At 64.1% G+C, this 22,579-nt stretch carries 20 protein-coding genes, 1 tRNA gene and 1 pseudogene; 13 read left to right on the top strand and 9 right to left on the bottom strand.

What is annotated here, in order from left to right; translation table 11 throughout:
- The first annotated feature begins 57 nt into the window (after window positions 1–57).
- Entirely contained in the window at window positions 58–927 is an 870-nt protein-coding gene (locus tag ACZ6YV_RS06465) for a sigma-70 family RNA polymerase sigma factor (RefSeq protein ID WP_465508661.1), read from the top strand.
- Between the two features lie 3 nt (window positions 928–930).
- Window positions 931–1,302: a VOC family protein gene (locus tag ACZ6YV_RS06460; protein WP_465508660.1), complete on the top strand. Its 372-nt coding sequence runs from the start codon at window positions 931–933 to the stop codon at window positions 1,300–1,302.
- Window positions 1,303–1,347: 45 nt separating this feature from the next.
- Here the strand turns inward: ACZ6YV_RS06460 and ACZ6YV_RS06455 are convergent, their stop codons facing one another.
- A complete protein-coding gene (locus ACZ6YV_RS06455; RefSeq protein ID WP_465508659.1) occupies window positions 1,348–2,322 on the bottom strand; it encodes a hypothetical protein in 975 nt (324 codons plus the stop codon).
- A gap of 1,011 nt (window positions 2,323–3,333) precedes the next feature.
- On the opposite strand from ACZ6YV_RS06455, the gene ACZ6YV_RS06450 reads away from it, so the two are divergent.
- Together ACZ6YV_RS06450 and ACZ6YV_RS06445 are read left to right on the top strand one after the other, a co-directional pair.
- A complete protein-coding gene (locus ACZ6YV_RS06450) occupies window positions 3,334–4,338 on the top strand; it encodes a zinc-binding dehydrogenase (RefSeq protein WP_465508658.1) in 1,005 nt (334 codons plus the stop codon).
- 110 nt (window positions 4,339–4,448) lie between these two features.
- Entirely contained in the window at window positions 4,449–5,570 is a 1,122-nt protein-coding gene (locus ACZ6YV_RS06445) for a hypothetical protein (RefSeq protein WP_465508657.1), read from the top strand.
- A 232-nt stretch (window positions 5,571–5,802) separates the two neighbouring features.
- On the opposite strand, the pseudogene ACZ6YV_RS06440 reads toward ACZ6YV_RS06445, so the two are convergent.
- Window positions 5,803–6,120: pseudogene (locus tag ACZ6YV_RS06440) on the bottom strand (PxKF domain-containing protein); the annotation flags it as partial.
- 38 nt (window positions 6,121–6,158) lie between these two features.
- On the opposite strand from ACZ6YV_RS06440, the gene ACZ6YV_RS06435 reads away from it, so the two are divergent.
- From ACZ6YV_RS06435 to ACZ6YV_RS06425, 3 genes are all read left to right on the top strand, one after another.
- Window positions 6,159–6,353, top strand: a complete 195-nt coding sequence (locus tag ACZ6YV_RS06435; protein ID WP_465508656.1) for a hypothetical protein — start codon at window positions 6,159–6,161, stop codon at window positions 6,351–6,353.
- 122 nt (window positions 6,354–6,475) lie between these two features.
- The gene (locus ACZ6YV_RS06430; protein WP_465508655.1) at window positions 6,476–7,435 is read left to right on the top strand and encodes an NAD(P)/FAD-dependent oxidoreductase; all 960 of its coding nucleotides are present in this window, start codon (window positions 6,476–6,478) and stop codon (window positions 7,433–7,435) included.
- Between the two features lie 105 nt (window positions 7,436–7,540).
- Entirely contained in the window at window positions 7,541–8,203 is a 663-nt protein-coding gene (locus ACZ6YV_RS06425) for a class I SAM-dependent methyltransferase (RefSeq protein ID WP_465508654.1), read from the top strand.
- Between the two features lie 619 nt (window positions 8,204–8,822).
- Here the strand turns inward: ACZ6YV_RS06425 and ACZ6YV_RS06420 are convergent.
- The 6 genes from ACZ6YV_RS06420 to ACZ6YV_RS06395 all read right to left on the bottom strand — a co-directional run bounded on the left by ACZ6YV_RS06420 (window position 8,823) and on the right by ACZ6YV_RS06395 (window position 14,664).
- Window positions 8,823–9,614 (bottom strand): hypothetical protein, encoded by a 792-nt coding sequence (locus ACZ6YV_RS06420; RefSeq protein WP_465508653.1) that lies wholly within the window; start codon window positions 9,612–9,614, stop codon window positions 8,823–8,825.
- Between the two features lie 2 nt (window positions 9,615–9,616).
- A complete protein-coding gene (locus ACZ6YV_RS06415) occupies window positions 9,617–9,907 on the bottom strand; it encodes a PadR family transcriptional regulator (protein WP_465509278.1) in 291 nt (96 codons plus the stop codon).
- A 235-nt stretch (window positions 9,908–10,142) separates the two neighbouring features.
- On the bottom strand, window positions 10,143–11,384 hold the full coding sequence (locus ACZ6YV_RS06410; RefSeq protein WP_465508652.1) for an SAVED domain-containing protein: 1,242 nt from the start codon (window positions 11,382–11,384) through the stop codon (window positions 10,143–10,145).
- A 252-nt stretch (window positions 11,385–11,636) separates the two neighbouring features.
- Window positions 11,637–12,104, bottom strand: a complete 468-nt coding sequence (locus ACZ6YV_RS06405) for a Mov34/MPN/PAD-1 family protein (RefSeq protein WP_465508651.1) — start codon at window positions 12,102–12,104, stop codon at window positions 11,637–11,639.
- Window positions 12,101–13,648: a ThiF family adenylyltransferase gene (locus ACZ6YV_RS06400; protein WP_465508650.1), complete on the bottom strand. Its 1,548-nt coding sequence runs from the start codon at window positions 13,646–13,648 to the stop codon at window positions 12,101–12,103. Before ACZ6YV_RS06400 ends, ACZ6YV_RS06405 begins: the two co-directional genes overlap by 4 nt.
- Window positions 13,645–14,664, bottom strand: a complete 1,020-nt coding sequence (locus ACZ6YV_RS06395) for an SMODS domain-containing nucleotidyltransferase (protein WP_465508649.1) — start codon at window positions 14,662–14,664, stop codon at window positions 13,645–13,647. Before ACZ6YV_RS06395 ends, ACZ6YV_RS06400 begins: the two co-directional genes overlap by 4 nt.
- A 215-nt stretch (window positions 14,665–14,879) precedes the next feature.
- Here ACZ6YV_RS06395 and ACZ6YV_RS06390 point away from each other — a divergent pair, with 215 nt between their 5' ends.
- The 6 genes from ACZ6YV_RS06390 (at window position 14,880) to ACZ6YV_RS06365 (ending at window position 22,270) form a co-directional block, all read left to right on the top strand.
- On the top strand, window positions 14,880–15,719 hold the full coding sequence (locus ACZ6YV_RS06390) for a hypothetical protein (RefSeq protein WP_465508648.1): 840 nt from the start codon (window positions 14,880–14,882) through the stop codon (window positions 15,717–15,719).
- 74 nt (window positions 15,720–15,793) lie between these two features.
- On the top strand, window positions 15,794–16,339 hold the full coding sequence (locus ACZ6YV_RS06385) for an STAS-like domain-containing protein (protein WP_465508647.1): 546 nt from the start codon (window positions 15,794–15,796) through the stop codon (window positions 16,337–16,339).
- A gap of 1,047 nt (window positions 16,340–17,386) precedes the next feature.
- Window positions 17,387–17,872, top strand: a complete 486-nt coding sequence (locus tag ACZ6YV_RS06380) for a hypothetical protein (RefSeq protein WP_465508646.1) — start codon at window positions 17,387–17,389, stop codon at window positions 17,870–17,872.
- Complete coding sequence (locus tag ACZ6YV_RS06375) at window positions 17,869–20,199, top strand: hypothetical protein (RefSeq protein WP_465508645.1); 2,331 nt, start codon at window positions 17,869–17,871, stop codon at window positions 20,197–20,199. The genes ACZ6YV_RS06380 and ACZ6YV_RS06375 overlap by 4 nt, the downstream gene beginning before the upstream one ends.
- Window positions 20,199–20,945 carry a hypothetical protein gene (locus ACZ6YV_RS06370; protein WP_465508644.1) on the top strand — a complete coding sequence of 249 codons (747 nt, stop codon included), beginning with the start codon at window positions 20,199–20,201 and terminating at the stop codon, window positions 20,943–20,945. The genes ACZ6YV_RS06375 and ACZ6YV_RS06370 overlap by 1 nt, the downstream gene beginning before the upstream one ends.
- Window positions 20,946–21,205: 260 nt before the next feature.
- Complete coding sequence (locus ACZ6YV_RS06365) at window positions 21,206–22,270, top strand: integrase core domain-containing protein (protein WP_465508643.1); 1,065 nt, start codon at window positions 21,206–21,208, stop codon at window positions 22,268–22,270.
- 187 nt (window positions 22,271–22,457) lie between these two features.
- Here ACZ6YV_RS06365 and ACZ6YV_RS06360 read toward each other — a convergent pair.
- Window positions 22,458–22,530: transfer RNA gene (locus ACZ6YV_RS06360), tRNA-Lys, on the bottom strand.
- Between the last annotated feature and the right edge of the window lie 49 nt (window positions 22,531–22,579).

Raw genomic sequence — 22,579 nt, 5'->3', positions numbered from 1 at the left:
TCGGCGTGGCGTCGCCGGTCAATCCGAATGACAGGTCCGGACGAAGGAATGTGACAGATGGCCGAACAGGACTGGCTGACCGAGCGGTTCGCCGAGCACCACGATCGCTTGCGGGCGGTGGCCTACCGGATGCTCCGCTCCACCGGCGACGCCGAGGACGCGGTGCAGGAGGCGTGGCTGCGGGTCAGCCGCGCCGACACCGGGCAGGTGGAGAACCCGGGCGGCTGGCTGACCACGGTCGTCGCCCGCGTCTGCCTGAACATGCTCGAGGCGCGCCAGGTCCGGCGTGAGGACCCGGCCGGTGCGCTGCCGCCCGAGCCGGTCGCGCCGCAGGCGGGCCCCGAGGACGACGCGCTGCTGGCCGACTCGGTCGGCGTGGCGCTGATGGTGGTGCTGGACACCCTGACGCCCGCCGAGCGGCTCGCGTTCGTCCTGCACGACATCTTCGCCGTGTCGTTCGGCGAGATCGGCGGAATCATCGACCGCTCCCCGGCGGCGGCCCGGCAGCTCGCCAGCCGGGCCCGGCGGCGGGTGCAGGGAGCGGCCGCCGCGTCCGACGCCGCACGATCCCCGAAGCGGGAGATCGTCGCCGCGTTCCTGGCGGCCTCCCGGGACGGCGATTTCGCCGCCCTGCTCTCGCTGCTGGACGCGAACGCCGTACTCGTCGCCGACCCGGCCGCCGTCCGGATGGGCGCGGCCGCCGAGGCCCGCGGTGCCGACGCGGTAGCGGCCGTCTTCGCCGGGCGCGCCCAGGCCGCCCGGCTCGCCCTGGTCGACGGCGTTCCGGCCGCGGTCTGGGCACACCGCGGCCGTCCGCAGGTCGTCTTCACGTTCACCGTCACCGACGGGAAGATCACCGGCATCGAGCTGCAGGCCGATCCGGACCTTCTTCGAGACCTCGACATGGTCTATCTCGGGGGTGAGTGACACGTGGATCTCAGACTCTCGCGTTGCGCTCTCGTCGTCCGCGACCTCGACGAGGCGGTGGGTTTCTACCGCGACGTGCTCGGCTTCAAGGTCCGCGACGACGGTCAGGCGGTGAGTGTCAGCCCGCCGTCGCAGCCGGAACTGCGGATCGTCCTCATCGAGGACCGCATGGCCAAGGAACTGCTGGGCCACCTCGGCTTCGTGACCGACAACTGCGACGCCACCTTCGAGCACATCGAAGCCTCGGGCGCCGAAGTGATCCAGGAACCCATCGACCGGCCCCACGGTGTCCGAGACTGCGCGTTCTTCGACCTCTCCGGGAACGTGCTGCGGTTCAGTCAGCTCCGCGGCGGGCGGCCCGAACCCGGAGGGTAAGAGTCGGAGCCTTGGCGTGTTCCCCGCATCGGCTGGCCGAGTTCGCTAGTGGGTCTGGGCCCCTGTGGTACTCGGGGCACTCCATCGGACCCCGTAAGCGAATCCCGGCGCGAGGTTTCGAAACGAAACATGCGCTTCGCCCGAAGCATCCGGCTTCAGGGCGGCACCTGTCACGTCTGTGTCTCTGACGTCGTCTTGAAACGCCCGATCAAGTATCAAAATCTCGGTCGGCACAGGGCTGGCGAATCTTACGTGAAGGTTGAACAGCTCGACTGGATGTCGGGGTACGCATACGAAATGTGTATGTCGCAGAGGTGCGCGGAACCGTAGTGCGAACTCATGTCGGTCACCTCGAAAAAGTTGCCTCGGCAGGCGTAGGCCGAGTCCGATCCGTTCGCTCGATTCCATGAACCGGGAGGTCAACAATCCACCGTAAAAAACGTCGATACGGATATCATCCCCGGCAGCGTTATCTTCGCCTCTATCGCTGGCCAGCGTCAACGCCAAGTCCAGCTCGGACGCATTGTCGCTGTCGGAGACGATTCGGCGAAATTCGAAGGCTTCGGGCACCGGTTGGTCGAGTGCGAGAGTGACCCGCAGCTCCTCTGTGTGCCAAAGTCTGCTCGCTTGTACCGGATCTCGGTCCTGCACGCTGTCCATCGCGAGGGCCGCGAGCCGATCCATTCCCTCGTCGATACGGCGGCGGGCGGTACGATCGTCGCGGTCCAGTGCGCGGGCCAGCCATCTCACGCGGTCCTGGTAGAAAGGATGGCTTGCCTCCTCGTGTATCGCGAGGGCGGCTTGCACCGCGAGACGCAGGTCGTTCGGCAATGACGCGATCAGCGAGAGTAGAGCTTCGGTGATTTTGTTTCTGATCTCTACGTTGTCGTCGCCCTCGGAGATTCGGAATATGGTTCGCAGGGCAGGTCCCGTGCGTTCGCGGAGTTGTTGAGCGGCGATGCCCCTGCCTCGGCGGAGCGACTTCAGCTCGCCACCCAGGTCTGCCGCACTGACGTTCATTGCGATGATTTCAGGTACGCGGCGGAGTTCGAGCTGAGGGCGGCCGCGCAGAAGCTGGCCTCAGTGGTGCTGCGGTGAGAGGCCGTCGGGAATGGCTTCCGCGCGGCCGCGCTCAAACTGCCCACCGAGACTGGAGCCTGCTGAGGCTTCTTCCTAGCTGTCCCGCGACCAGACAGGTCGCTCCTGAAGCTGCGAGAGCGACTTCCAGCGTGTATCCGCGGGTGATCAAGAATCCCGTGAAGGCCTGGATCAGTATCACGATGACGACAGCGTCGCGGGGGTAGCGGACCGGATCCCGATCAATCGGATCGGGCGTGCAGGGGCGATCTTTGCGTACTGGTGACATTGAACTGCGAAACCCTTTCTGCTATCGACCTAGGCGTGCGTCCGTGGACTTGTGGTGGGGTTGCAGTCCCAGCCACGTGGACGGCTTGAGTCTTGCGCAGTGTGCTCATGATCGGAAGACTGACTACGCAGAGTCAGATGAGGGTTGCAAACTGAAGGGGCCGCCGGCTGCAACCCGGGGCCCCTTCGGCGACGCGCCTAGGTCGATAGACAGATCGCGAGACTCAGGATTACCGACGGGTTCGACGATGTCGTCAGTTGTCATTCTTTTGTCTAATTTTTGTCACGTCTTGCTAAGGGATGTCCAGTGTTCCTGGCCTTGGCAAAGCTGCTGCTCGAGGACGAACAGTGCCACAGTCTGCCTGGTCGATCACCGCGGCTGGAAGTTTTTTGCCGCTGTATTGCACATTTGAAGATTGCGTCTCGTTTTACGGGATGGTCTTGGGTTGATGCCGCTCGTCGATGATGCTGCGGAGTCTGCCGGTGAAGGCGAACGAGGTGGCCCGCCTCGGTGTTGCCGAAGTCGCGTTCATTGGCCACTTTGCGCCACCTGGCGGGCCACGCCGTCGTCGCCGCGGCCATCGACAGCGTCGTCCTGCTCGCTGCTGGGCGCCGGATCGGGCCAACGTATTGACAATTCGTGATATTACAATCCAAGATCACCGTATGTCGACTTCGATGTGTGCGGTGGAGCTTGTCCGCTTCGGTGACGCGGACACCGCGTTCGCCATCCGCGAGCTGCCAAGACCCGCTCCCGGACCCGGCCAGGTGCTGGTGCGCGTGCTGGCCACGTCCGTGAACCCTCTCGACCTGCAGACCCGGCGCGGCGACTACCGCGATCAGGTGGCGCTGCCCGCGGTGATCGGCAACGACGTGTCCGGCGTGGTGGTCGAGACCGGCTCTGGGGCAGACGACTTCCAGCCGGGCGACGAGGTCTGGTATCTGGCGCCGATGTTCGCCGGGCAGGGAACCTACGCCGAGTTCCACGTGGTCGACCAGGCTCTGGTCGCCCGCAAGCCCGCACGGTTGTCGCACGTCGAGGCCGCCGGCCTCGCGCTCGTGGGCGTCACGGTGTGGGAGGCGCTGGTCGAACGCGCCGGGGTGCGGGCCGGGGAACGGGTCTTGGTGCACGGCGGAGCGGGCGGGGTCGGCTCGGTCGCCATCCAGGTCGCCCGCGCGCTGGGAGCCGAGGTGGTGACCACCGCGCGGGTAAGGGATCACGAGTTCGTCACCGGACTGGGAGCCGACACCGCGATCGACTTCTCGGCAGGCGACTACGCGCCGCAGGTCCGCGCGCTGGGCGGGGTGAACGTCGTGCTGGACACCGTGGGCGGGGACACCCTCGCCCGCAGCCCGGAGGTCCTCGCCGACCGAGGCCGCGTGGTGTCCATTGTGGACATCTCCGAGCCGCAGAACCTGCTCGCCGCGTGGGGCGTGAACGCGACCTACCACTTCCTCTTCGTCAGCCCCGGCAGGGCGAAGCTCGAGGCAGTCGGACGGCTGGTCGACCAGGGCGAACTCCGGCCGGTGATCGGCGCCGTGCTGCCACTGGCCGACGTCGCACAGGCGCACGCGCTGCTGGAAGGTGGCTCTGGCCGTCCCCGCGGCAAGATCGCCATCGCCGTGGACCCTCCGGACGATTCACTGCGCCGGACAACGTCTTTGCCTTAGGAGACAGGCCATCGGTTCAGCCGTGAGCGGCGGCGCGGACATCGGACCTGCCGCCGATCCGGTTGCGCTGGCCGCGCTTCCCTGATCCGCCGCGCTGCTAGCGTGGCCGAATGGGAATTCTGGACCGGATGCGCCGTACCCGAACGAGATCGGCCGCGGCCGACACCACGAGTCCGTCGCCGTCGAGTCCGGCCGAACCGTCGATCGACGACCTGTACCTGACCTTGCGGGCTCCCGTCTTCCGTGACCCTCACAGCGGCGACCCCGCCCCGCTCGACCCGCACGGCGACCTCGTCAGGACCGCGGTGCTCGGGGGCGACACCGCGGCGGCTTGGCGGTTCCGGCCGGACCTCGATCTGTTCCAGCCGTGGCTGGTCTTCGAGGAACCGACCGGTGAAAACCATGTCGTCACGCCGGAACTGCTGGAGAAACTGGGCGTGGACCGGGAAACCGCGATCGAGCGGGCGCGGGTCACCACCGCCGGACTGCTCGGTGGAACCGGCGGGGCCGAGGTGAAGATCGGTGACGGCGGCCCGGCGAAGAGCTTCGCCGTGCGGTCCGTGCGGAGTTCTCGCCGCACCGTTCCGCTCGTGGCCCCGGCCATGCTGGAGCCGTGGCGGAATCGGGTGCCGGGTGAGCTCGTCGTCCTGCCCGCCTGCGACGACGACATCATGATCATCGGTGCGGACGGCGAATATCTCGAAATCATGGTGAGCAGCGCGATCGGCAGCTTCCGGAATTCGGGAAACCGGCGGCTGTCTCCCGCGCCCTACGGGATCGTCGACGGCGCACTCAGTCCGTGGCGGCCGCCGGAGGATTCACCGGCGTACCCGACGGTGCGCGAAGCCGAGGTGATCCAGCGGGTCGTCGCCTACGCCGATTTCCTCGAATACCTTCGTGAGCACCTGCACGGTGTCGAAGCGGACGTCGCGCCGGCGCAGCGGGGCGAGAACGCGAAGACCTCGCTCCCGTTCAGCTACTGCTCCACGACCCTGGTCGGCCCGACCCAGTACCTTCCGTTCGTCGAGTACGTCGGGTTCGAAAACCTGGACCCCCAGCAGGACGACTGGGCCTGGATCCCCTTCGACAGGCTCCGCGACCTTCCCGGCGCGACGATGACTCCCGCCTGGCAGTACGGCCTGCCGGTCGTCCGCTTCGAGCCACCCGCGGACCCCGACACCCGGCGGCAGATTTCGGCCGCGCTTCGCGAGCACGCCGAAAATCCTTGGTGACGTCGTAGGACAGCGCGCGCCCCGGCTCGATCCGGACACTGCGCTGGGAGCACGTGCCGGGCCATTGGTGGCGTTCTGCGCCGATGTCGGTTTCCTCCAGGGCCGGTTGACCTTGGCGCTGCGGCGGAAGTCCCACCTGCTCTGACGAAGCTCGGAAGCATCTGTGCGCCATCTCGTGGCGGCGCCCCGGGCGATTGGGCCCGGGGCACCGCTGTTTCTGCCGATGGTGTGGTCAGAGGAATTTGAAGTGGGCGATGTGGTCGGTGCCGTCGTTGAGGGTGAGGCGGAAGGTACGGCAGGTGCCGAGCCAGAACGGGTTGGTCAGCCAGGTGTAGAAGTAGTTACCGGTCAACGGGTCGTAGGCCAGTCCGGGCCCACTGGCCGGTTGACTTGGTCCGGTGGGGGCCAGGGTGGTGCAGTTGACTTGCCGCGAGGTCGGCGAACCCGAGGCGAGGACGTCAAGACCCTGGTAACCGCCGAGGCTGAAGCGCGGAACGATCGGAACACCGGGCACCCGGATGTTGACGGTGGGCGGGTTGCTCACAGGTGGGAAGAAGCCGGTGAAGCCGTAGGTGTGGGTATACCGGTGTGGTGGTGCTGGTTCCGGCGGGGGTGGTGACCGTGATGTCCACCGCGCCGATCGTGGTCGCTGCGGGTGCGGTGGCGGTGATCGAAGTGGCGCTGTTCACGGTGAAGGAAGTGGCCCGTACGGAATGTCACGCTGGCCCGAAATGTCAAGCCGTGGATCTCGGCAGCGCCGAGAGCTTCGTGTGCGCCCGCTGATCGCCGCCATGGGCGTCCCGATCGTGCGGGCGTGGTCGCCTGCAGCACCTGCCGGGGTCTCCATTGTGCCGTTTCGGCAAGGTAAATTGCGGTAAGCAACTGACCGCAGCACCGTTGCTCGCATGAGCACTCACGACGTAGTCATCATCGGTGGCGGACCAGCGGGCCTGGCGGCGGCTGTGACGTTGGGCCGTGCCCGGCGTGACGTACTGGTCATCGACGCGGGCACGCCCCGCAACGCGCCTGCCACCCAGGTCCACAGCTATCTCGGACGCGAAGGTGTCGATCCGCACGAACTGCTGACCATCGGCCGATCGGAGGTCGAGCAGTACGGCGGCACCGTCCGCGACAACACCGTGATCGGCGTGGAGCGTGTCAGCGAGGATGCCCTGCGGGTCACCCTTGCCGACGAGAGCACGGTTGACGCAAGGCGGGTACTGGTGGCCACTGGTGTCGTCGACGAGCTGCCCGACATTCCCGGCGTCGCCGACCGCTGGGGCGTGGACGTGCTGCACTGTGCCTACTGCCACGGCTACGAGGTTCGAGACAAGGCAATCGGGCTGATCGCCAGCGGCGTCGCCTCACTCCACCAGGCGCAGCTGTGGCGCCAGTGGAGCGAGAAGGTCACCCTGTTCACCAACGAGTCCGTGGAACTGACCGCGCCGCAACGCATCGAGCTCGCCGCGCGCCAGATCAGCGTGGTGCCCGGCCGGGTCACCGGCGTCGAGGTCACCGACGACGCACTCAGCGGCGTCCGGGTCGGTGACAGCGTGACCGAAGTCCAGGCCGTCGTCGTCTTCCCCGTGTCGGTGGCCAAAGTCGACACTCTGCTCGCAGACCTGGGCCTGACGGTCGAGGTCAAGGACATGGACGGCCAGCTCATCGGCGAGACGCTGCCCGCCGACCCCCAGACGGGAGCGACCTCTATTCCCGGCGTGTGGGCGGCCGGCAACGTGCGAGGACACCGGGCGCAGGTCATCGACGCTGCCGCACAGGGTGGGCTGACCGGGGCAATGATGAACATCGACCTGGTCACCGAGGACGTGCACCGCGCCGTCGCGGCACATCCCGCCACGCTCTGAACTTCTCGTGAGTCCAGCGTGCAGGAACTCGATGAGCGCCGACACGAGGTGAAGCCCTGACACTCGCTTCGACAGCCGGCCACAGGTAAAGGGAAGGCGTTTGAGATGACAGAACACCAGCCGCTCAGCGACGAGGAGACGGCCGCCATGTTCGAGCCGCACGGCTGGGACGAGCGTTACGCAGGCCAGGAGCAGGCCTTCAGTGGACAGCCCAATGTGCAGCTCGTAGCCGAGGCGGCCGGGCTGACACCGGGCAGCGCTCTCGACGTCGGCTGCGGCGAGGGAGGCGATGTGATCTGGCTGGCCCGGCAGGGCTGGACTGTCACCGGCGCTGACTTCTCCACAGCCGGCCTGGCACGCGCTGCCCAGCGCGCAGAGCAGGACGGCGTCGCCGACCATGTCGACTGGTGGCAGATCGACGCTCGCGTCTTCACCGCCGGCGGCCGATCATACGACCTGGTCACCAGTCACTACTTGCAGCCGCCGGACGGCGGGATGACACAGGTGACCCGCCGGCTCGCCGACGCCGTCGCCCCCGGTGGCCACCTCCTGATCGTGGGCCATGCCCCGATGGGATCGTCCGCCCCACTGACCGCCGGGCAGCGCGCGGCGATGTTCTCTGCCAAGGACCTGCTGCCCGGCCTGCCGGACGGTTTCGACGTCCTCGCGGTCGAACAACGGCCGCGGACCTTGATCCGCGGCGGAACGACGATCCACGCCGCAGACTCCACCCTGCTTGCCTGCCGTCGGCACAAGAACGGTCGGTAGGCTGAAAACAGCCTCGGGGAACATCGGTTCAGCGGTTATCGATGAGAACGATCATGCTCCTGGGATGTCCTGCCGTGCTGGCGCAGCTGGTAGCGGTCGGTAACTGAATCGGGGTGACACGTCGGCTGCACCCGGGCTGCACATACGATCAAAGCCCACCGACGGCATCCGGAAATCCGGGATAAAACCGTTGGTGGGCTTTGACTCAGAAGTGTGCGCCATCAGGGACTCGAACCCCGAACCCGCTGGTTAAGAGTCGGAACCTGGGCGTGTCGGATGGTGTCGAGTAATGCCGGACAAGACCTTTTCGTCTGGTCGCAGCGTGTCCGCGGTGTCGGGGTATGTCGCCTGGTGTCGGACTGTTTCGGACTTCTCGGGCGCGTCTCGGGCTCGCGGATGTCGGGTTCTGTCGTCTGATCCGGCCCTCGTTGTGGGGTGGTTGGCGTGGTGAGTGCAGGAGACTGGTGTGATCCGCCGCTGGTCTAGTGCTGGCGGTCAAGTTGGTCAACGACCCGCTTGAAGCGAAGTGCTGTCGAAACTTGCTTCAAGACCGGTCCAGTCGACGATGAGATCGGCGACCAGGGTTCCAGACGCGAGGTCGAAGCGACCAAGTCTTCATCTACGCCTCAGGTCGACGATTATCGACGACGGCAATCGCACGATGAAGTCGGCAACGCGCCGCCGTCAGATCGGCGACAAGTTTATTCATGTACCTCGAGTTATGTGTGTATCGGTAACAATCCGCTTCGCGGTTCCGGATTTCGGTATGTTCCATTGCTAGTGCCACTAGAGTGCCTTTGAATTCACGTGCGGATAGGCGGACTCGGTGTGGCACATGCCAACGATGAACGTTGAACCGCCACCAGTTTTGAGTCGGGTAGAGTGTAAGAACGAGCCTCGCTTCTTCTTTGGATAGAATTCCGATGTCGACCAGATGGTCAATATTGGACTTTAGCTGTTGATTTCGTGAATGAAATACCACTGCAGGGGCACTTAGAGCCATAGTCATGTTAAGCATGCCGGTCAGGTATTCCCACCAGCCGCCGGGATGACAGAACACGGTCAGGAGCGCCGCCGCGTTCACCTGCAGGAACATTAACTCAACGTCGCGATGTGAGATAGAATTGCCGAAGTGCTTCCATTGTCGCGCGCGGCGTCGGCTTCCAGTGGTTGCTGCGGAAAAAAGTGCGCCTATTGTGAAGCGCAAGGCGACAATGAGTTTGATCAACTTTCCTGGTGCTTCTTCGACTACGCTTTCCAGTTCAAGCAGCCTGACCTGTAGGCGCTGGGGCTGATCCTGATATCGCAGTCGTGCCGCCCTTCGGATCAGTCGGCGAGCTAGCCAAGGCGAGACGTCGCAGCATTCGTTCACCGCCAAACCTGCAACGATTCCTCCGAGGACTTCAAGCATGTTTATCGGGCAGTCCACCCCGCTCCGAGTCGGCGCCACCAGCCCAATTGCGCGGCCGGACCGGATGTGCTGCGCGTTGTGCCTGACCGGGGTCGGCGCGCCGCGAGTAGGTCTCGCGCGGCAGTGGTCCCTTCGCCTGTCAAGTGGTAGAGCCGCAGGGGCGGCTTACCTGGCTGTGGGTTCACCTCTTCCCAACGCCCCCGGATCCAGCCAGCGTCTTCCAGCCGGTCGATCACTCCGTAAACCGTCGGGCCGGACCGATTGACTTCACGCATGATTGCCCATCCGTGCATCTCGCGATTGCTGTCCGCGGCCGCGGACAGCAGCACTTCGAGCACGTCGAGCAGCGGATTGGTGATCCTCTCCACGCCTGCCATGCGCTATCTTACCTAAGTCGACTAGCGTGGGTCCGGAGAGTGCGGGGACACGGCTGGGGAGGAACATCGCAGCGTGCACGGCCGCGAAGGCTGCGAACCACTGCGATGATCGATCTCTCCGTCCCTTCCCTGGTCGCGGCGCTTGGGTTGTTTACGCGCTGTCTACTTTGGCTTGTGCGGGGGACCAGGCGGTCGTCCATGGCACAACGGGCCCACCGCTGCGGCCTGCAGACACGGTGGCCATCTCGAGGTACGTTGGCGGTTCGATTTCCCGTTCCCATTCGTAGAGGGTGACTCGCAGGGTGTTGCAAGCGCGGCCCAGCATCACGGCTAGGGGGAAAGGCGCACGCATGAACAGGTGCACAGGCCGGCTTCCTGCGATCTCGCCGATGCGCTGGCGTAGTTCGGTGACGAGTGCGGGGGCCGCCTCGGCGGGGATGGGTTCGCGTTTCGCCACGGCGATCTCGACTGCGTGGGCGTAGGTCTGGCTTTCGGCGTAGCGGCGGAAGCCTTTGTTGGGTGGCGCGGGTACGAGATCGAGGTACACGGCGACGGGGCCATCGGGAGAACCGTCGAGGGGAATCGCGCTCTGCACAAGCGGCACAGTCTGGGTTTCAGCTCCCGTCCACTCGGTTCCGTCTTGGTCGGTGATTGTGACGGTTAATCCAGTCGTGGTCGGTAACGCGGCCCCGAGCGCGAAGGCCATGCTCAGGTGCGCGCCGCCAGTGATGTGCAGATGCTGAACGCCAGCCGACTGGACGATGCGGGGCAGCTCACCGAGGAACGGCGCGAAGTCTTCCCAAGCCTCGGCGGGCGGCACGCTGGTATCGCGCAGGGGCGGGCGGGTCCGGGGCGCGAGCGGTACCTTCCGAGTACCCAGGGCGGGGGCCCGGGTTTGGATGTCCAGATGCAGCCGATCATCGACTGCCGCGCGGCGGACGCGGCGGACTGCCATCTCGCTGGCCAGACGAGCGAGCCCTGCGTGGTCACACACCGCGAACTGATCGAAGTCGCTCAGCGTTGCTATTTCCTGGGGGAGCAGACGATCAGGGGCACCGTAGTCTAGTCGCCCATCCGAGTCGGTGATGGTGTTGCCGATGGCGAAGGTGAAGGCAGAGTCAGCCTCCAAGCGAAGGAGGTTCGGTAGTTCCAACTCTCGGACGAAACTCGAGTGCGCCATGTCTTCGGTGACGAGAAGTACGGCTCCGGACAGCCCCGAATCGAGGGCTTCTTGCAATCGCCGCTGAAAGCGTCCCGGTGGCAGGTGAGTCTGGTCATGCCACACGGGGACGCCGTGGGCGCGAAATATCCATGCGGCGCGTTCTGCCAAAGCATCTCCGTCCGAGTGCCGGTAGCTGAGGAAGATCGGGTCCAGGTCGTGTATCTGAGTCATCTGCAACCTCCTGTGCAGGGCTGGGACAGATTCAGGGATTGGCAGCGGGATGGCACTGCTGCGCGGCGTTCTACCTCTGCGGTGAAGATAGGACTCGGTGTGAGTTTGGCGGTGATGGTGAGGAGGCGTTCTTCGCGAACCGGGTGGTCAGGGGAAACATCGAGGGTGAGTCGGCGCTGTTCGTTGTCCGGCCGACTGAAGTGAGCGTTGCAGCCGAACTCGATGGTGCGCCGGCTGCTGGCCGGGGAGCAGTCATGTCGTTGCCCTCTCGGGTGTTTGGGGGATCAGCCCGCGGATGAGCGGGTGATTCGCGGACGCGGTGACGACGGCCTCGACGAGGCCGTCAGCCCGGTGGACGAGAAGCACTAGAGGCTGGTTGTACTGGTCGGACGCGTGCTGGATCGAGGTGAGGTCCTGACCACTGGCCCCGCTGGCCGTGGGATGGCTGTGCCAGTCCCCCACGTACCCGAGCCAGGGATGTCCCTGGTCGCCGAGAGCCTCTTGGAGCGCAACCTGTGCCGTGTCGTAGTCGCGGACCCAGGACCCCTGGGTGGCGTCGGGGTCTGGTACTTCGATGGCGTGGTGCACGATGACTCGCTCGTCAAGCCACCACCCGAGCAAGACTCCGCCGGTCTCGCGAGGGCGAGCGGCCGCCGCAGTTGCGGCGATCGTCGACGTCACCTCGGTGGCCACCTGTAGTACTTGGTCCAAGTCATTCATGACGCGGCTCGTACTAGGTGGTCGGAGGTGATCCAGCCGACGACGTCGAAGGGCGGTTGATCTTGGGGCTTGCGCACGTCTGCGACAGTCGCGGGGAGCTTGCGCTCGGCGGTGACTTCGTCGATCACGACTTGGAGAGCGAGCTCGGCGGCCGCCACGACCGCTCCCGGGGGTGTGGGAGAAACGGGGCTGCCGCAGCCCCGTTCACGCAGCCGACTGGTGTGCTCGACTGCGGCGAGCGACGGCAGGTGGTTCTCACCGGGACGCAGGGGCATCCGGTCGACACGCAGGACGTCGCCGTCACGTTGGACGCACACGGACACGACGGTGCGGTCCGATCCGGCGTCGAGACTCATGACCGCGGCCGCGAGCATGCTGCTTGCTCGGCCACTGCCGGTTGCATCCACGACGATCCGGTGTCGGAGCACCAGAGCGGTTGCCTCCTCCAGCACGGTCAGCCGATCGCGTGAGACCGTCACGGTCGTGACATCAGGGTCGATCGCGGAAAGGCGGTCGCGGACCGCGTGAGGCTTGGGCCATCCGACGTGCTGGAGGTCAGCGAAGTGCCGGACGACGTTTCCCGGCCTCAGGCGTTCGGCGTCGACCAGAGTCAGGATGCGGGCCCCGGACCGGAACAGCAGGTCGGCGGTGAACGAGCCGATCGCCCCGCAACCGACGATCGCGATGGGAACGTTGGCGAGCGCAGTACGCGCCGGACCGGCGCGCATAGTACGCGTCGGTGTGCTTGTATCCGCACTTTCGCAAGCGGTGATCCGAATACCGGCATCGTCGGGGCGTACCCGCAACGCGAGTGCGGCGTCCGCTCCGCCTCTGGTGTATCGGAGCAGGATGACGGTGATCACGCGCATCTTGATCAGACGGCTGACTTCCGCGGCGTTGGTGCCTAACGATGCGGCGAGGTCGTCCCAGCTCCGTATCGGCTGAACGACGGTTCCGATATCGGCTATCCAGGCGAGTCGGCGGTCCTTGCGGTTGCGTCGTCGCCCGTTGACGATGTTGCCGGTTCGCCGGGCCCTATCGGTGATACAGATGATCTCAGGGCCACCTTCGGTCTGCGCGGCTTGATTCGGGACCAGCCTCGTCGCGTTGTAGAGCACCATCCGGGGACCATCGTCTTCCTGGTCCAGGTAGCGTTCCAGGTCACATGAGTCGTCGCCGGGCCAGCCGGCCGCAGTCTTCTGCAGCCAGTCGACGATCCGGGCCAGGAGTTTTCGAGGGTCCAGCCACGGTGCGTCGTCGACCGACCAGTCGTCCTCCCAGAGACATAGTGTGTTGTCGGCGTTGATGTGGAAGGTGATCTTAAGAGGCCTGCCGGGGTCCAAGAGTCGCACCATCGGTGGCGCGAAGGGAAAAGTCGCGCCGGACATGATCTCCACTTGCGCCGTGAACACGGTCGTCGGTTGGTCGGGCGTTACTGGCTCGCTCCACCGCACAGGGCCGTGGAGCCGTTCGCCGTCATCGGTGAAGCCGAGAGTGGGGAACTGTTCTCGCCACCGGGCGATGTCAGCAGAGAACATGCTCATGCGTACCGGTCGCGGCCGGCTGGCACCGCCGGGGCACCTTTGACCAGAGCGCCCGTCGGCTTCTCTGTCCCGTCGGCGTTGCACGCTTCGGGTGGGGCGAAGACAAACTCGGGTTCATCGGTCTGCTGCGTCTTGCCCAGCAGCTCTTGCCATTTCAAGGCACTCGCGCAGATGTCCTCCTCGTTGAGCGCATCCTCCGCGAGCTGGGCGGCCTCCGCGATCCGCTCGGCAGCGGCCTCGATCTGTTCCTGCGTCGCCTTAGTCGTGATGGTGCGCTCGTCGAGCGTCGGGTCGGCAGGGCCGTCGGTGACGTAGTCCGGCAGCCGGTCCGCGATCTCCCGCAGGATGACGCAGAGGTACCCGGCGACGGTGTTCTCGCCCGGCTCGAGATCCTGGAAGGCGTGGTAGGCGAGGACCTCGAAGTAGTATCCGCCCGGCTGTTCGTCGACCCAGGTGCGCCGGATCTGCCGGATCAGCTTGACCAAAGGCACGTAGACTCCGGACCCGGACAGGAGAAAGTCGTCGTTCGCCTCGGTCGTGAGCTCGCTCATCTTGACCGGGTTGGTCTCGATCCAGCTAGCGCGCCCGTCTTCTTCGATTCTCTCTGGGATCTGCCAGTGCTCCGTGGGGTGGTCGACGCACGGGCGGGCGATGACGACGTCGACCGACAGGTCGAAGTCCGGAAACTTGATCATGACCGAGCGGCGCTGCCGTGTCACCTGGCCGGGGAAGACATCCTCGAGAATATCGGTCACGTGGTCGAGTATTTCGCCTGGCCGCAAAGAGTTGGTCGCTTTCTCCAGGCGCACGAACACGTCGACGTCTTTGACCCGTTTGATCGACACCTGCCGACCGTAGGAACCGATGAGAAAGGCAGAGATTCCCAGCTTCTTCAGCTTGTCGTCGGCCTTCAAGGCCGCGGTCACCAGCTTGTGAGCTTCGGCGGCGTTCTGCGCGTCGACCTCCGGCTCGATGCGGCTTAGCGCCGCTTTGAACTGCGTGGCGAGGATCGCCATCAGTGCTTCTCCTTCCGAGCTTTGGGCGAGGGCCCGGTGTAGGCGAATGCCGCCAGGACCTGGTGCTTGACGTTTTTCTCCCCGGCCATGCCCGAGCACCTCCTTCGTTGGGCGCGCGGCCCGTCGATCCGTGCAACGGATTCATTGAAACAGATGAAACCGAGAGGTTGTGCGGCACCCTCTCCCTCGGCGTGTTGATCTGAAAGACTCGTGGAGTGCGCATCGAGCTCGTCGGTCGGCAGCCGCTGCTGCGCCGGCTCTGCCCGGTCAAGCCGGAGGCTGGCTTACTGGTCTTGGACGGTCAGCGGCTCACGTTCGCGTCGCCGCTGGACCTCGCGGCGATCGTGGCGCTCGCTCGGTCAGCCGGATCGCGAGGGGAAAAGGTACGGCTGATCACGCCGCGTGATCACAATGTCGCGTCATACCTCGAGCGGCTGGACGTCATCAGTAGCCTGCCCCCGGGTACAGATGTCGTCGGTGATCTCCCAGGCGGTCCGCGTATGGACCTGCCGGATCGCTTGCTCGAAGTAACGCATTTGACTCCTGATGGCGCTGACCGGCTGGGTGAGCGAATGGGGTGGATGCTCACTCGGCACTACGGCGATCTAGGCCGTCGGTACTTCGCTGGGGTCGGTGAGCTGATCGACAACGCGATCAGCCATGGGTCGAGCGATATCGGCGCCTTCGTCGCGGCGCAGGTCTATACCGGAGCAACAAGTGGTCTGCCTGGTATCGAGTTCGCGGTCTGCGATACCGGGATCGGTGTGCGTGCGCACCTCGGTCACAACTTGGCCGACGATGTCCTGGTCGACGATGTAGCTGCCCTCGAGACGGCGCTCGAGCCTGGGGTGACCGGAACTCAGGAGGTGCGAGGTCATGGTCTGAACGACCTGTGGCGGGCGGTGCCGAAGGGCGGTGTTGCCCGACTTCAGCTCCGCAGTGGCAAAGGTCTCGCCAGTGTCGTCGGCCACGGCGATTCGAGGCGTCCGACGTGCGTGTCCGCCGACGTTGACGTGGCGGGGACCTGGGCGTCATTGCGGGTACATCCTTACTAGTTCTCGCGGCCTGTGTTTCAATGGTTTCAATGAAACCGGGAGGCTTTGTGATGGGTTCGGAACATCTTTACCGGGTGGGCAAGCACGGTTCCTTCCTCGCCGCCCGGAGCACAGCCAAGGCGGCGCGGGAGTCATTGGAGCATGAGTCCTCCGCTGGATCGGACGCCACCGAGGTCGTCATCGACTTCGCTGGCGTCGATGCCATGACCATCAGTTTCGCCGACGAGTTCCTCGGCAAGTTCTACGCCGCGGTCGCGGCCGGAGATGTCGCGGTATCGGCCGTGCTGTTGCAGGGGCTCAACGAGGAGACGCTCGAGACGATGCAGGTCTGTCTTGATCGGCGCGAGTTGATGGCGGCCACTGTGGACGGTGGCGAGATTCGCTTGATAGCTGCGCCAGAGCATCTTGACGAGACGTATCGCCAAGCTTTTGCCCTGCGAAGATTTCGCGCCGGGGAGCTGTCCGAACGTCTCGGGGTCACGCTGCAGAACGTCAATAATCGATTGAAACGCCTAGTTTCGAGCGGCACGCTCAAACGCGAAAAGAGTATTCCGTCCAACAGGGGTGGCAAAGAATTCGTTTACACGATCCCGGGTTCGTGGTTCGAAAGGCCTGCGTAAACTACCAGGACTGTGGCACATCTTCCGTCGCGGTGCCCGTCCACCCCGAGTTTGGTGCAGCATTTGTTTTTGGACTACTCCCGCTCAGCATACGCAGCCTGGTAACCGCACCTGGCGATCATGCCGGCTGGAATCCGAATTGCGATCTTGAGGCGAGCCAAGATCGCCAGCTCAAGTCATCGGCCATCAGGCGCTGTAGTCCCTGGTGGCAAAGTTCCTGTAGTCCAGGTGCAAGTCGGCGATCACCCTTCTTTCGGGTTTGTTCGCGCACCTTCTGGTTCGGCGAGGCCCGTCTCATGCCCGGGAATCAGGTGCGGCCTGACTAAGCGAGCACAACCTCGAGCCGGGCGCGGTCGGTTGTCTTGGAGAACGAGGTCGCATCCGCCGATGCACACCTGTACTGCATTGTCATGACGCGGCGCGTCCCTTCGCGCGGCGGAACGCCGATCGACGTGCTACGACGCCGTGGGTCGTACTGGGCTACGACGTGAGTGGTGGACCCGGGGAGAGAGTCGGTCTGGTTCTGCGGATCGGTAAGCAGTTCTGCGGTGCCTGGGCGGAGACCGCACGATGCAACTTGGGACGTTGGCGCAGTCCTCGTTCTGCGGCTGACGCAGGTAAGGCTTGTACTCGCCGAGCTTGGCCAGGCGTCCGGCGCGAGCCTTGGTCGGCAACTCATCGACACCGTCGGCGCGTTAGAAGCGGCGCATCATGATCACAGAGCCCTGCTGGGGCCGCCGCAGCAGGGCGAGACGATCACGAAATGCGGACCAGAAACAGGTCAAAATTACCGAAATCGCAGCGAAATGCCCCGTCCCCATCAGTGTGGGCAACTGCAGTCTGCATGTGCAGCTTCCGGGAGTTCAAGGTTTTCCTGGCTCGGAACGTTGCGTTAGTGAGCGGGACTGCAGATACATTATTTGATGAAGATTTAAGGTAATTGCACCTGTTGGGTGGTTGCTGCTTGTGGATCTTGTTTCTGGTCGCGTAGGGCAGCATTCTCTGCAGGCGGGTTGATGATCGGCTACGAGGGAGAGTGATGACGGCATGTCGGGTGCGCTGTCGCTGGCAACCATGACCGGACCGATGCTCACGGCAGTTTTCAAGTTTCTGTTTGATCGCGCGAACTCCGTCCTGGATCGGCGAAGCAAGGAAAAGCTCGATGCGGATAGCGGGATTTCCGAGGTAAGCGACGGTAAAGAGGTGGACAAACTCAAGGCTGCCATAAAAGTTCTCAAGGTATACGAATCCAAAGGTATTCAGGTGACGCCAGATGATTCGGACCTCGTGGAGAGCCTGTCAGATGTTCACTCCGAGCTTGAGCGTCTGGAAGGCCGCCCCATTGACATCGAGGCTGTCGCTCGTACAGGTGTACGGGTCGACATGGAGCACGACGACGTTGATGGCAAGGTGACGGGGCTGTCGGTCGGTGAGGTTGATGCGGGCGCCAATGCGGAGGTGCGGGTTCGCGCTGCGAAGGTCCGTCGAGGTGGCGAGGTGACCGGTATGCGGATCGACGGGAGGCTCGGGTGAACCTGTTCCGCGACCGTAATGCGCCGCAGTCAGGACGGCCGCTCGACGAACCGGAACGCGCACCCGTGGCACCCCCAGGCCAGGCTTACGGAGAAGACTTGGGCGAGTCCGATTGTGGCCCTGCTGTGGAGGCGAGTGCGGCCGAGGCCGAGGCGGCTGTGGCCGATCAGATGCGCGCGGTCTCGACTGCTGCGACCGTCGCGACTGCGGAATCTCTAGCCAAGGCTGCTCAGGCGACGGCATTCGCTAACTTCAACTATGGCGATGTCAACGCGGTCAAGATCGTCAACAACTTGCAGGAGACTCTCGAACAACTCCACGCCGATGACAAATACCTGGAGGCCGTACTAGAGCTGTTCGCGCCTCCAGAGGGCTTCGAGCAGGTGGTCGACAGGTGGCTGGGCTCTCACCTTGTCGTAGTTGCACCTGGGCCGGATGTCGGACGGTTTATCACCGCCCACGCGCTCTTGGCCGCCATTCGGCAACGTCGCGGTGTCGAGGTCGGCGCTCTACCGTTCGGCGGAGGCAGCCTGTTCCCGAGCAAGCGGCTGCCGCACGACGAGAACTGGGCGTACTTGGTCGAGGTGCCCGCCGATGAAGCCGACCTCAAGCTCCACTCCAGCTTTGGCAGCAGTCTTCGGTCTCTGCAGCAGAAGCTGAAGGACCGGCATTGCTGGATGATCATGCTTATGAGCCCGGACCAGTGGAACCGCGCGGAAGCGCAGGCGCCTGGTGATATCAAGATGCCCGTTGGAGAAGTCATCGCCCGTGATATCGCTGAACGTGCGCTGCGCGCCCGCGACCCATCCTTCCCTGTGAAGGACTGGCTGGACACGAAACGGGTGCAAGAGCTGGTCGACGGCCACAAGCCCGCAGATGTGCAACGAGTCGTCGACCTGATCTATGCGGCACAACGAATGCCCGAGGCGGAATTCAAGGAGAAAAATAATCCGGGAACGACTGACGGCGTTTCCGCAGGCGAGCTTGCGCTGGGTAAAGACTGGCTTTTCGTCAAGCGCGTGGACATGGTCGTTGCCGCACGTCGCAACTGGAAGGACCAGTTGCTCGACTGGCACCGTCAGAAGGAGCGGACGAGTTTCGAACGCAATTTTCTGATCTCTGCGGCCGCACAGAAAGGTGCGCCGGTCGCCCATGTCTACGCCGGTGCTTCCGACCTCGCCGAAAGGCTCGGTGAGAAGATCGAAGGCGCTGTGACTGGGCAAGCCAGTCCCGGGGTCATCGAACTCGTCGACGCGGTTGGTGCTGATCTGACAGAACGGAACACGGTGATCTTCGACCGGGTTGGGTGGGACGACGCGGCACTGCAGTACTTCTGGATCGACCGCCCGCTGTCGCGGACCCAGTTCCTCGAGTGGTTGGCGCAAACTGCTGTGCAGCAGCAGCGGGAAGCACTGGAAGCACTCGACGAAACACAACGTCGCGAACTCGCATCACGAATATCCGGGCTGGCGGTGGACTGGGCTGTCCGCCAAAACCGCGCGCTGCCGCTCGAGAAGGTCGCCAACACCTGGTCCAAGGACAGCATCCTCTGGTCTGAGTTCATCGAGGTCCTCGATCGTGCGGCAGTCCAGCCCAGTACGGCACGGAGCATCCATCCTATGCTACTCAGCTGGGCGAGTTCGAAATCGGAAGTCGACCAGTCACGTAAGCTCGCGGTCGCCGAGATCTGCTCACGTCAGTTCGGGCGCAAGCAAACAGGCAAAGCGTTGGTCCGGCTGAAGCACGCGGCGAAGTCGTACGACAGCAGGGTGATCGAGGCCGTCCAAGCCGCTGTGCGCACTCTCTGGCAAGACTCCAGTGTACGTGGTTCGCTGTTCACCGCGGTCGTCTCGTGGTGCAACGATGACAAGACCGTTGAGGTGGGCCGTCGTTCGTTCGGCACGCTTGTCGTCGCAGAGGATCCCAAGGATCCGACCCGGCCCTGGTTGATGACTGCGCAACAGACAGAGGGCGACGAACCCGCATCCACGGAGACCGAGCTCGCTACGGGGTGGCGGTGTCTGCTTGCACCCGAAAACAGCGATGCTGAGCTACAGAGGGCCCTGTTCTTCTGGCTTGACGCCGGCGTTGCCGCACCGGGCCACACCGAGCGGATCATCGAGGTGCTGTGTCAAGCTGCGCAAGGTCCGGAGATCGCCGGTCGTGAGTCTCCGCGTAACCGCCTGACAGGCTTGGCTCGCCAGTGGAGCAAGTCGCCCGCTGTCGATGCTGATCAGCGAGAGAGCTTGTACAACAGGATCAACGGTCGGCTCGACGACGACTTCGTTCGTATGCGTGCTCTGGATGAACCACGCGAGGCTCTGTGATGCGCCATCGACGCCGTGGACGCGACGTCTACCAGGTATGGGACTACCAGGACTTTCTGGCCAGCCACGACGACGGTCTGTACTTCGATATCCGTGTTCGTTTCTTCGGCTACCCCCGGTCGAACGAAGCAGCTCGCGACGAGCCAGGAGATTCCGGCGGAGACAAGATCCGCGCCGACTTTGAGGAAATCACACGCAAGTACACCGTTCTCCGCCGTCATACGGTCCGCCATATCTTGGCGACAGCGTTGCTCGAGAAGCTGCCATTTACAGTGTCTTCGGCGGATTTCCGAGACGCTACAGTCACCGTGCACGCACGTCCCGAGGACCTGGCGGCCGCGCAGCGGATCGAGCACGCTCGACACGAACTTGAGCTAGACGATCTAGCACATCGACAGATCAGGGCGCGGATGACCTTCCTTCGCGAAGAGTGCCTCCGTGATCCTGCATCTGCCCAGATCTTCACGCTTCTTCCCCCGTCGCCGCGACTAACAGAGACACACCCCGCAGCGGACTCGGACAAGATTATCGACTTCGTAAAGAAGTGGGAGCCGGACTCAGGGTGGGTGAAGGCAGCCAAACAGTTGATCGAGTTCGGAGAGAAGCTGACCCCGAACCAGCTAATCACCCTGGGCAAACTTGGACGCGACATTATGGAGCGTTTCAGTGAGGCTGAACTTGGCCGGCAATTCGCCGAAGCTTTGATGCACCAGGCGAACGCTGAGTCACTCCGAATCGAACCGTGATGTCATCGCCAGTCGACTCGGTCCCCTAGGTAATCCAAATCGATTGATTCCGAGTGCTAGGAGGAGTCGGATATTTGAAGGCTGTCGGTTGCCGGAGCAGTCACGGGTTGGTAATCGTGATTCCTACAGCGGAAGGGGCGTCGTGGGTCGCGTGGTTCCATGTTGAGGAACCGCTCGAACCTGTGGGGTTCCAGAAGTCGGTTCATGCATCAGACCTGCGGCGACAGGCGCGTTCGACGGGTAGGGCATGATCGCCGGCAATGTCGTTGCGTCTGCTCTATCTGATCTTCTCTCGACTGGTGGGCCTGGTGGTGTTGCTCGGCCGGTCGTCAGCGTCGAAGAACGTCGAGTTGCTGGTACTGCGCCACGAGGTCGCCGTGCTACGCAGAGGCAACCCGAAACCTCGTCTCGACTGGGCTGACCGGGCTGTGTTCGCCGCGTTGGTCCGCCTGCTGCCCAAGGCGCTGCGGCTGCACCGGTTGGTCACCCCGGGGACGATCCTGCGCTGGCACCGGCGCCTGATAGCCGCGAAGTGGACCTATCCACACCGGGTCGGCCGACCACCAGTCGACGACGCGATCGCCAGGCTGATCGAACGGATGGCCACAGAGAACCACAGCTGGGGCTACAAGAGGATTCAGGGTGAGCTGCTCAAGCTCGACCGGGTCGATGCCTCGACCATCCGGCGGATCCTGAAGCGGGCACGCATACCTCCCGCGACCGTTCGGCACACCGACACCACCTGGCGGCAGTTCCTGCGCACGCAGGCCTCGACGATGCTGGCGTGCGACTTCTTCCACATCGACTGCGCGCTCACCCTCCGGAGGATCTACGTGTTCTTCGTGCTGGAGGTCGGCAGCCGCTACGTCCACATCCTGGGCACGACAACGAATCCGGACGGCCGGTGGACTACCCAGCAGATCCGCAATCTCATGCTGGATCTTGGTGATCGCATCGACGAGTTCAGGTTCCTCATCCGTGATCGGGCTGGCCAGTTCTCGGCCTCGTTCGACGCCGTTCTGGCCGACGTCGGCATGGAGGCGGTAAGGATTCCTCCGCGTTGCCCGCGGGCGAACTGCTACGCCGAACGGTTCGTGCTCACGGCCAGAACCGAGCTCACTGACCGGATGTTGATTCTGAGCGAGCGGCATCTGCGCGCCGTGCTCGCCGAGTACGTCCGACATTACAACGGTCGACGGCCGCACCGTTCCCGCGAGCTTCGCCCACCACAGCCGACCCACCCCGCGGCAGACCTCAACTCTCAGCGGATCAGGCGACAGCGGCTTCTCGGAGGCCTGATCAACGAGTACGAACGAACGGCGTAAACCTACTGGTCAGAGCCGTCGGCAGACTTGTGGAACCCCGCAGGCTCATCCCCAGGAACTCCGCCCGAAAGCTCGGGCTCGTCTCGGGCGCGGATCAGACCACAATGGACAGTAAGGAAGTGGAAGAAATGCGTCCGTATAACACAAAACCCCACGTCATCGAAACCGAAAACGTGGGGCCTGAATGTGCGCCATCAGGGACTCGAACCCCGAACCCGCTGGTTAAGAGCCAGCTGCTCTGCCAATTGAGCTAATGGCGCCTGCTTGTTCCGCCGCTTTGGTGTTCCCCTTGGCGACGTGGAAAACATT

The organism is Amycolatopsis sp. NPDC102522 (assembly GCF_055584485.1).
This window is presented reverse-complemented; position numbering and strand designations above follow the sequence as displayed.

Excerpts from the sequence above, each read along its gene's own strand:
- ACZ6YV_RS06370 (WP_465508644.1), top strand. The coding sequence starts at position 20,199 with ATGCGCCATCGACGCCGTGGACGCGACGTCTACCAGGTATGGGACTAC.
- ACZ6YV_RS06455 (WP_465508659.1), bottom strand. The coding sequence starts at position 2,322 with ATGAACGTCAGTGCGGCAGACCTGGGTGGCGAGCTGAAGTCGCTCCGC.
- ACZ6YV_RS06425 (WP_465508654.1), top strand. The coding sequence starts at position 7,541 with ATGACAGAACACCAGCCGCTCAGCGACGAGGAGACGGCCGCCATGTTC.
- ACZ6YV_RS06400 (WP_465508650.1), bottom strand. The coding sequence starts at position 13,648 with ATGAGCATGTTCTCTGCTGACATCGCCCGGTGGCGAGAACAGTTCCCC.
- ACZ6YV_RS06365 (WP_465508643.1), top strand. The coding sequence starts at position 21,206 with ATGTCGTTGCGTCTGCTCTATCTGATCTTCTCTCGACTGGTGGGCCTG.
- ACZ6YV_RS06450 (WP_465508658.1), top strand. The coding sequence starts at position 3,334 with ATGTCGACTTCGATGTGTGCGGTGGAGCTTGTCCGCTTCGGTGACGCG.
- ACZ6YV_RS06395 (WP_465508649.1), bottom strand. The coding sequence starts at position 14,664 with ATGGCGATCCTCGCCACGCAGTTCAAAGCGGCGCTAAGCCGCATCGAG.
- ACZ6YV_RS06415 (WP_465509278.1), bottom strand. The coding sequence starts at position 9,907 with ATGCACGGATGGGCAATCATGCGTGAAGTCAATCGGTCCGGCCCGACG.
- ACZ6YV_RS06465 (WP_465508661.1), top strand. The coding sequence starts at position 58 with ATGGCCGAACAGGACTGGCTGACCGAGCGGTTCGCCGAGCACCACGAT.
- ACZ6YV_RS06430 (WP_465508655.1), top strand. The coding sequence starts at position 6,476 with ATGAGCACTCACGACGTAGTCATCATCGGTGGCGGACCAGCGGGCCTG.
- ACZ6YV_RS06380 (WP_465508646.1), top strand. The coding sequence starts at position 17,387 with ATGTCGGGTGCGCTGTCGCTGGCAACCATGACCGGACCGATGCTCACG.
- ACZ6YV_RS06410 (WP_465508652.1), bottom strand. The coding sequence starts at position 11,384 with ATGACTCAGATACACGACCTGGACCCGATCTTCCTCAGCTACCGGCAC.
- ACZ6YV_RS06445 (WP_465508657.1), top strand. The coding sequence starts at position 4,449 with ATGGGAATTCTGGACCGGATGCGCCGTACCCGAACGAGATCGGCCGCG.
- ACZ6YV_RS06405 (WP_465508651.1), bottom strand. The coding sequence starts at position 12,104 with ATGAATGACTTGGACCAAGTACTACAGGTGGCCACCGAGGTGACGTCG.
- ACZ6YV_RS06420 (WP_465508653.1), bottom strand. The coding sequence starts at position 9,614 with ATGCTTGAAGTCCTCGGAGGAATCGTTGCAGGTTTGGCGGTGAACGAA.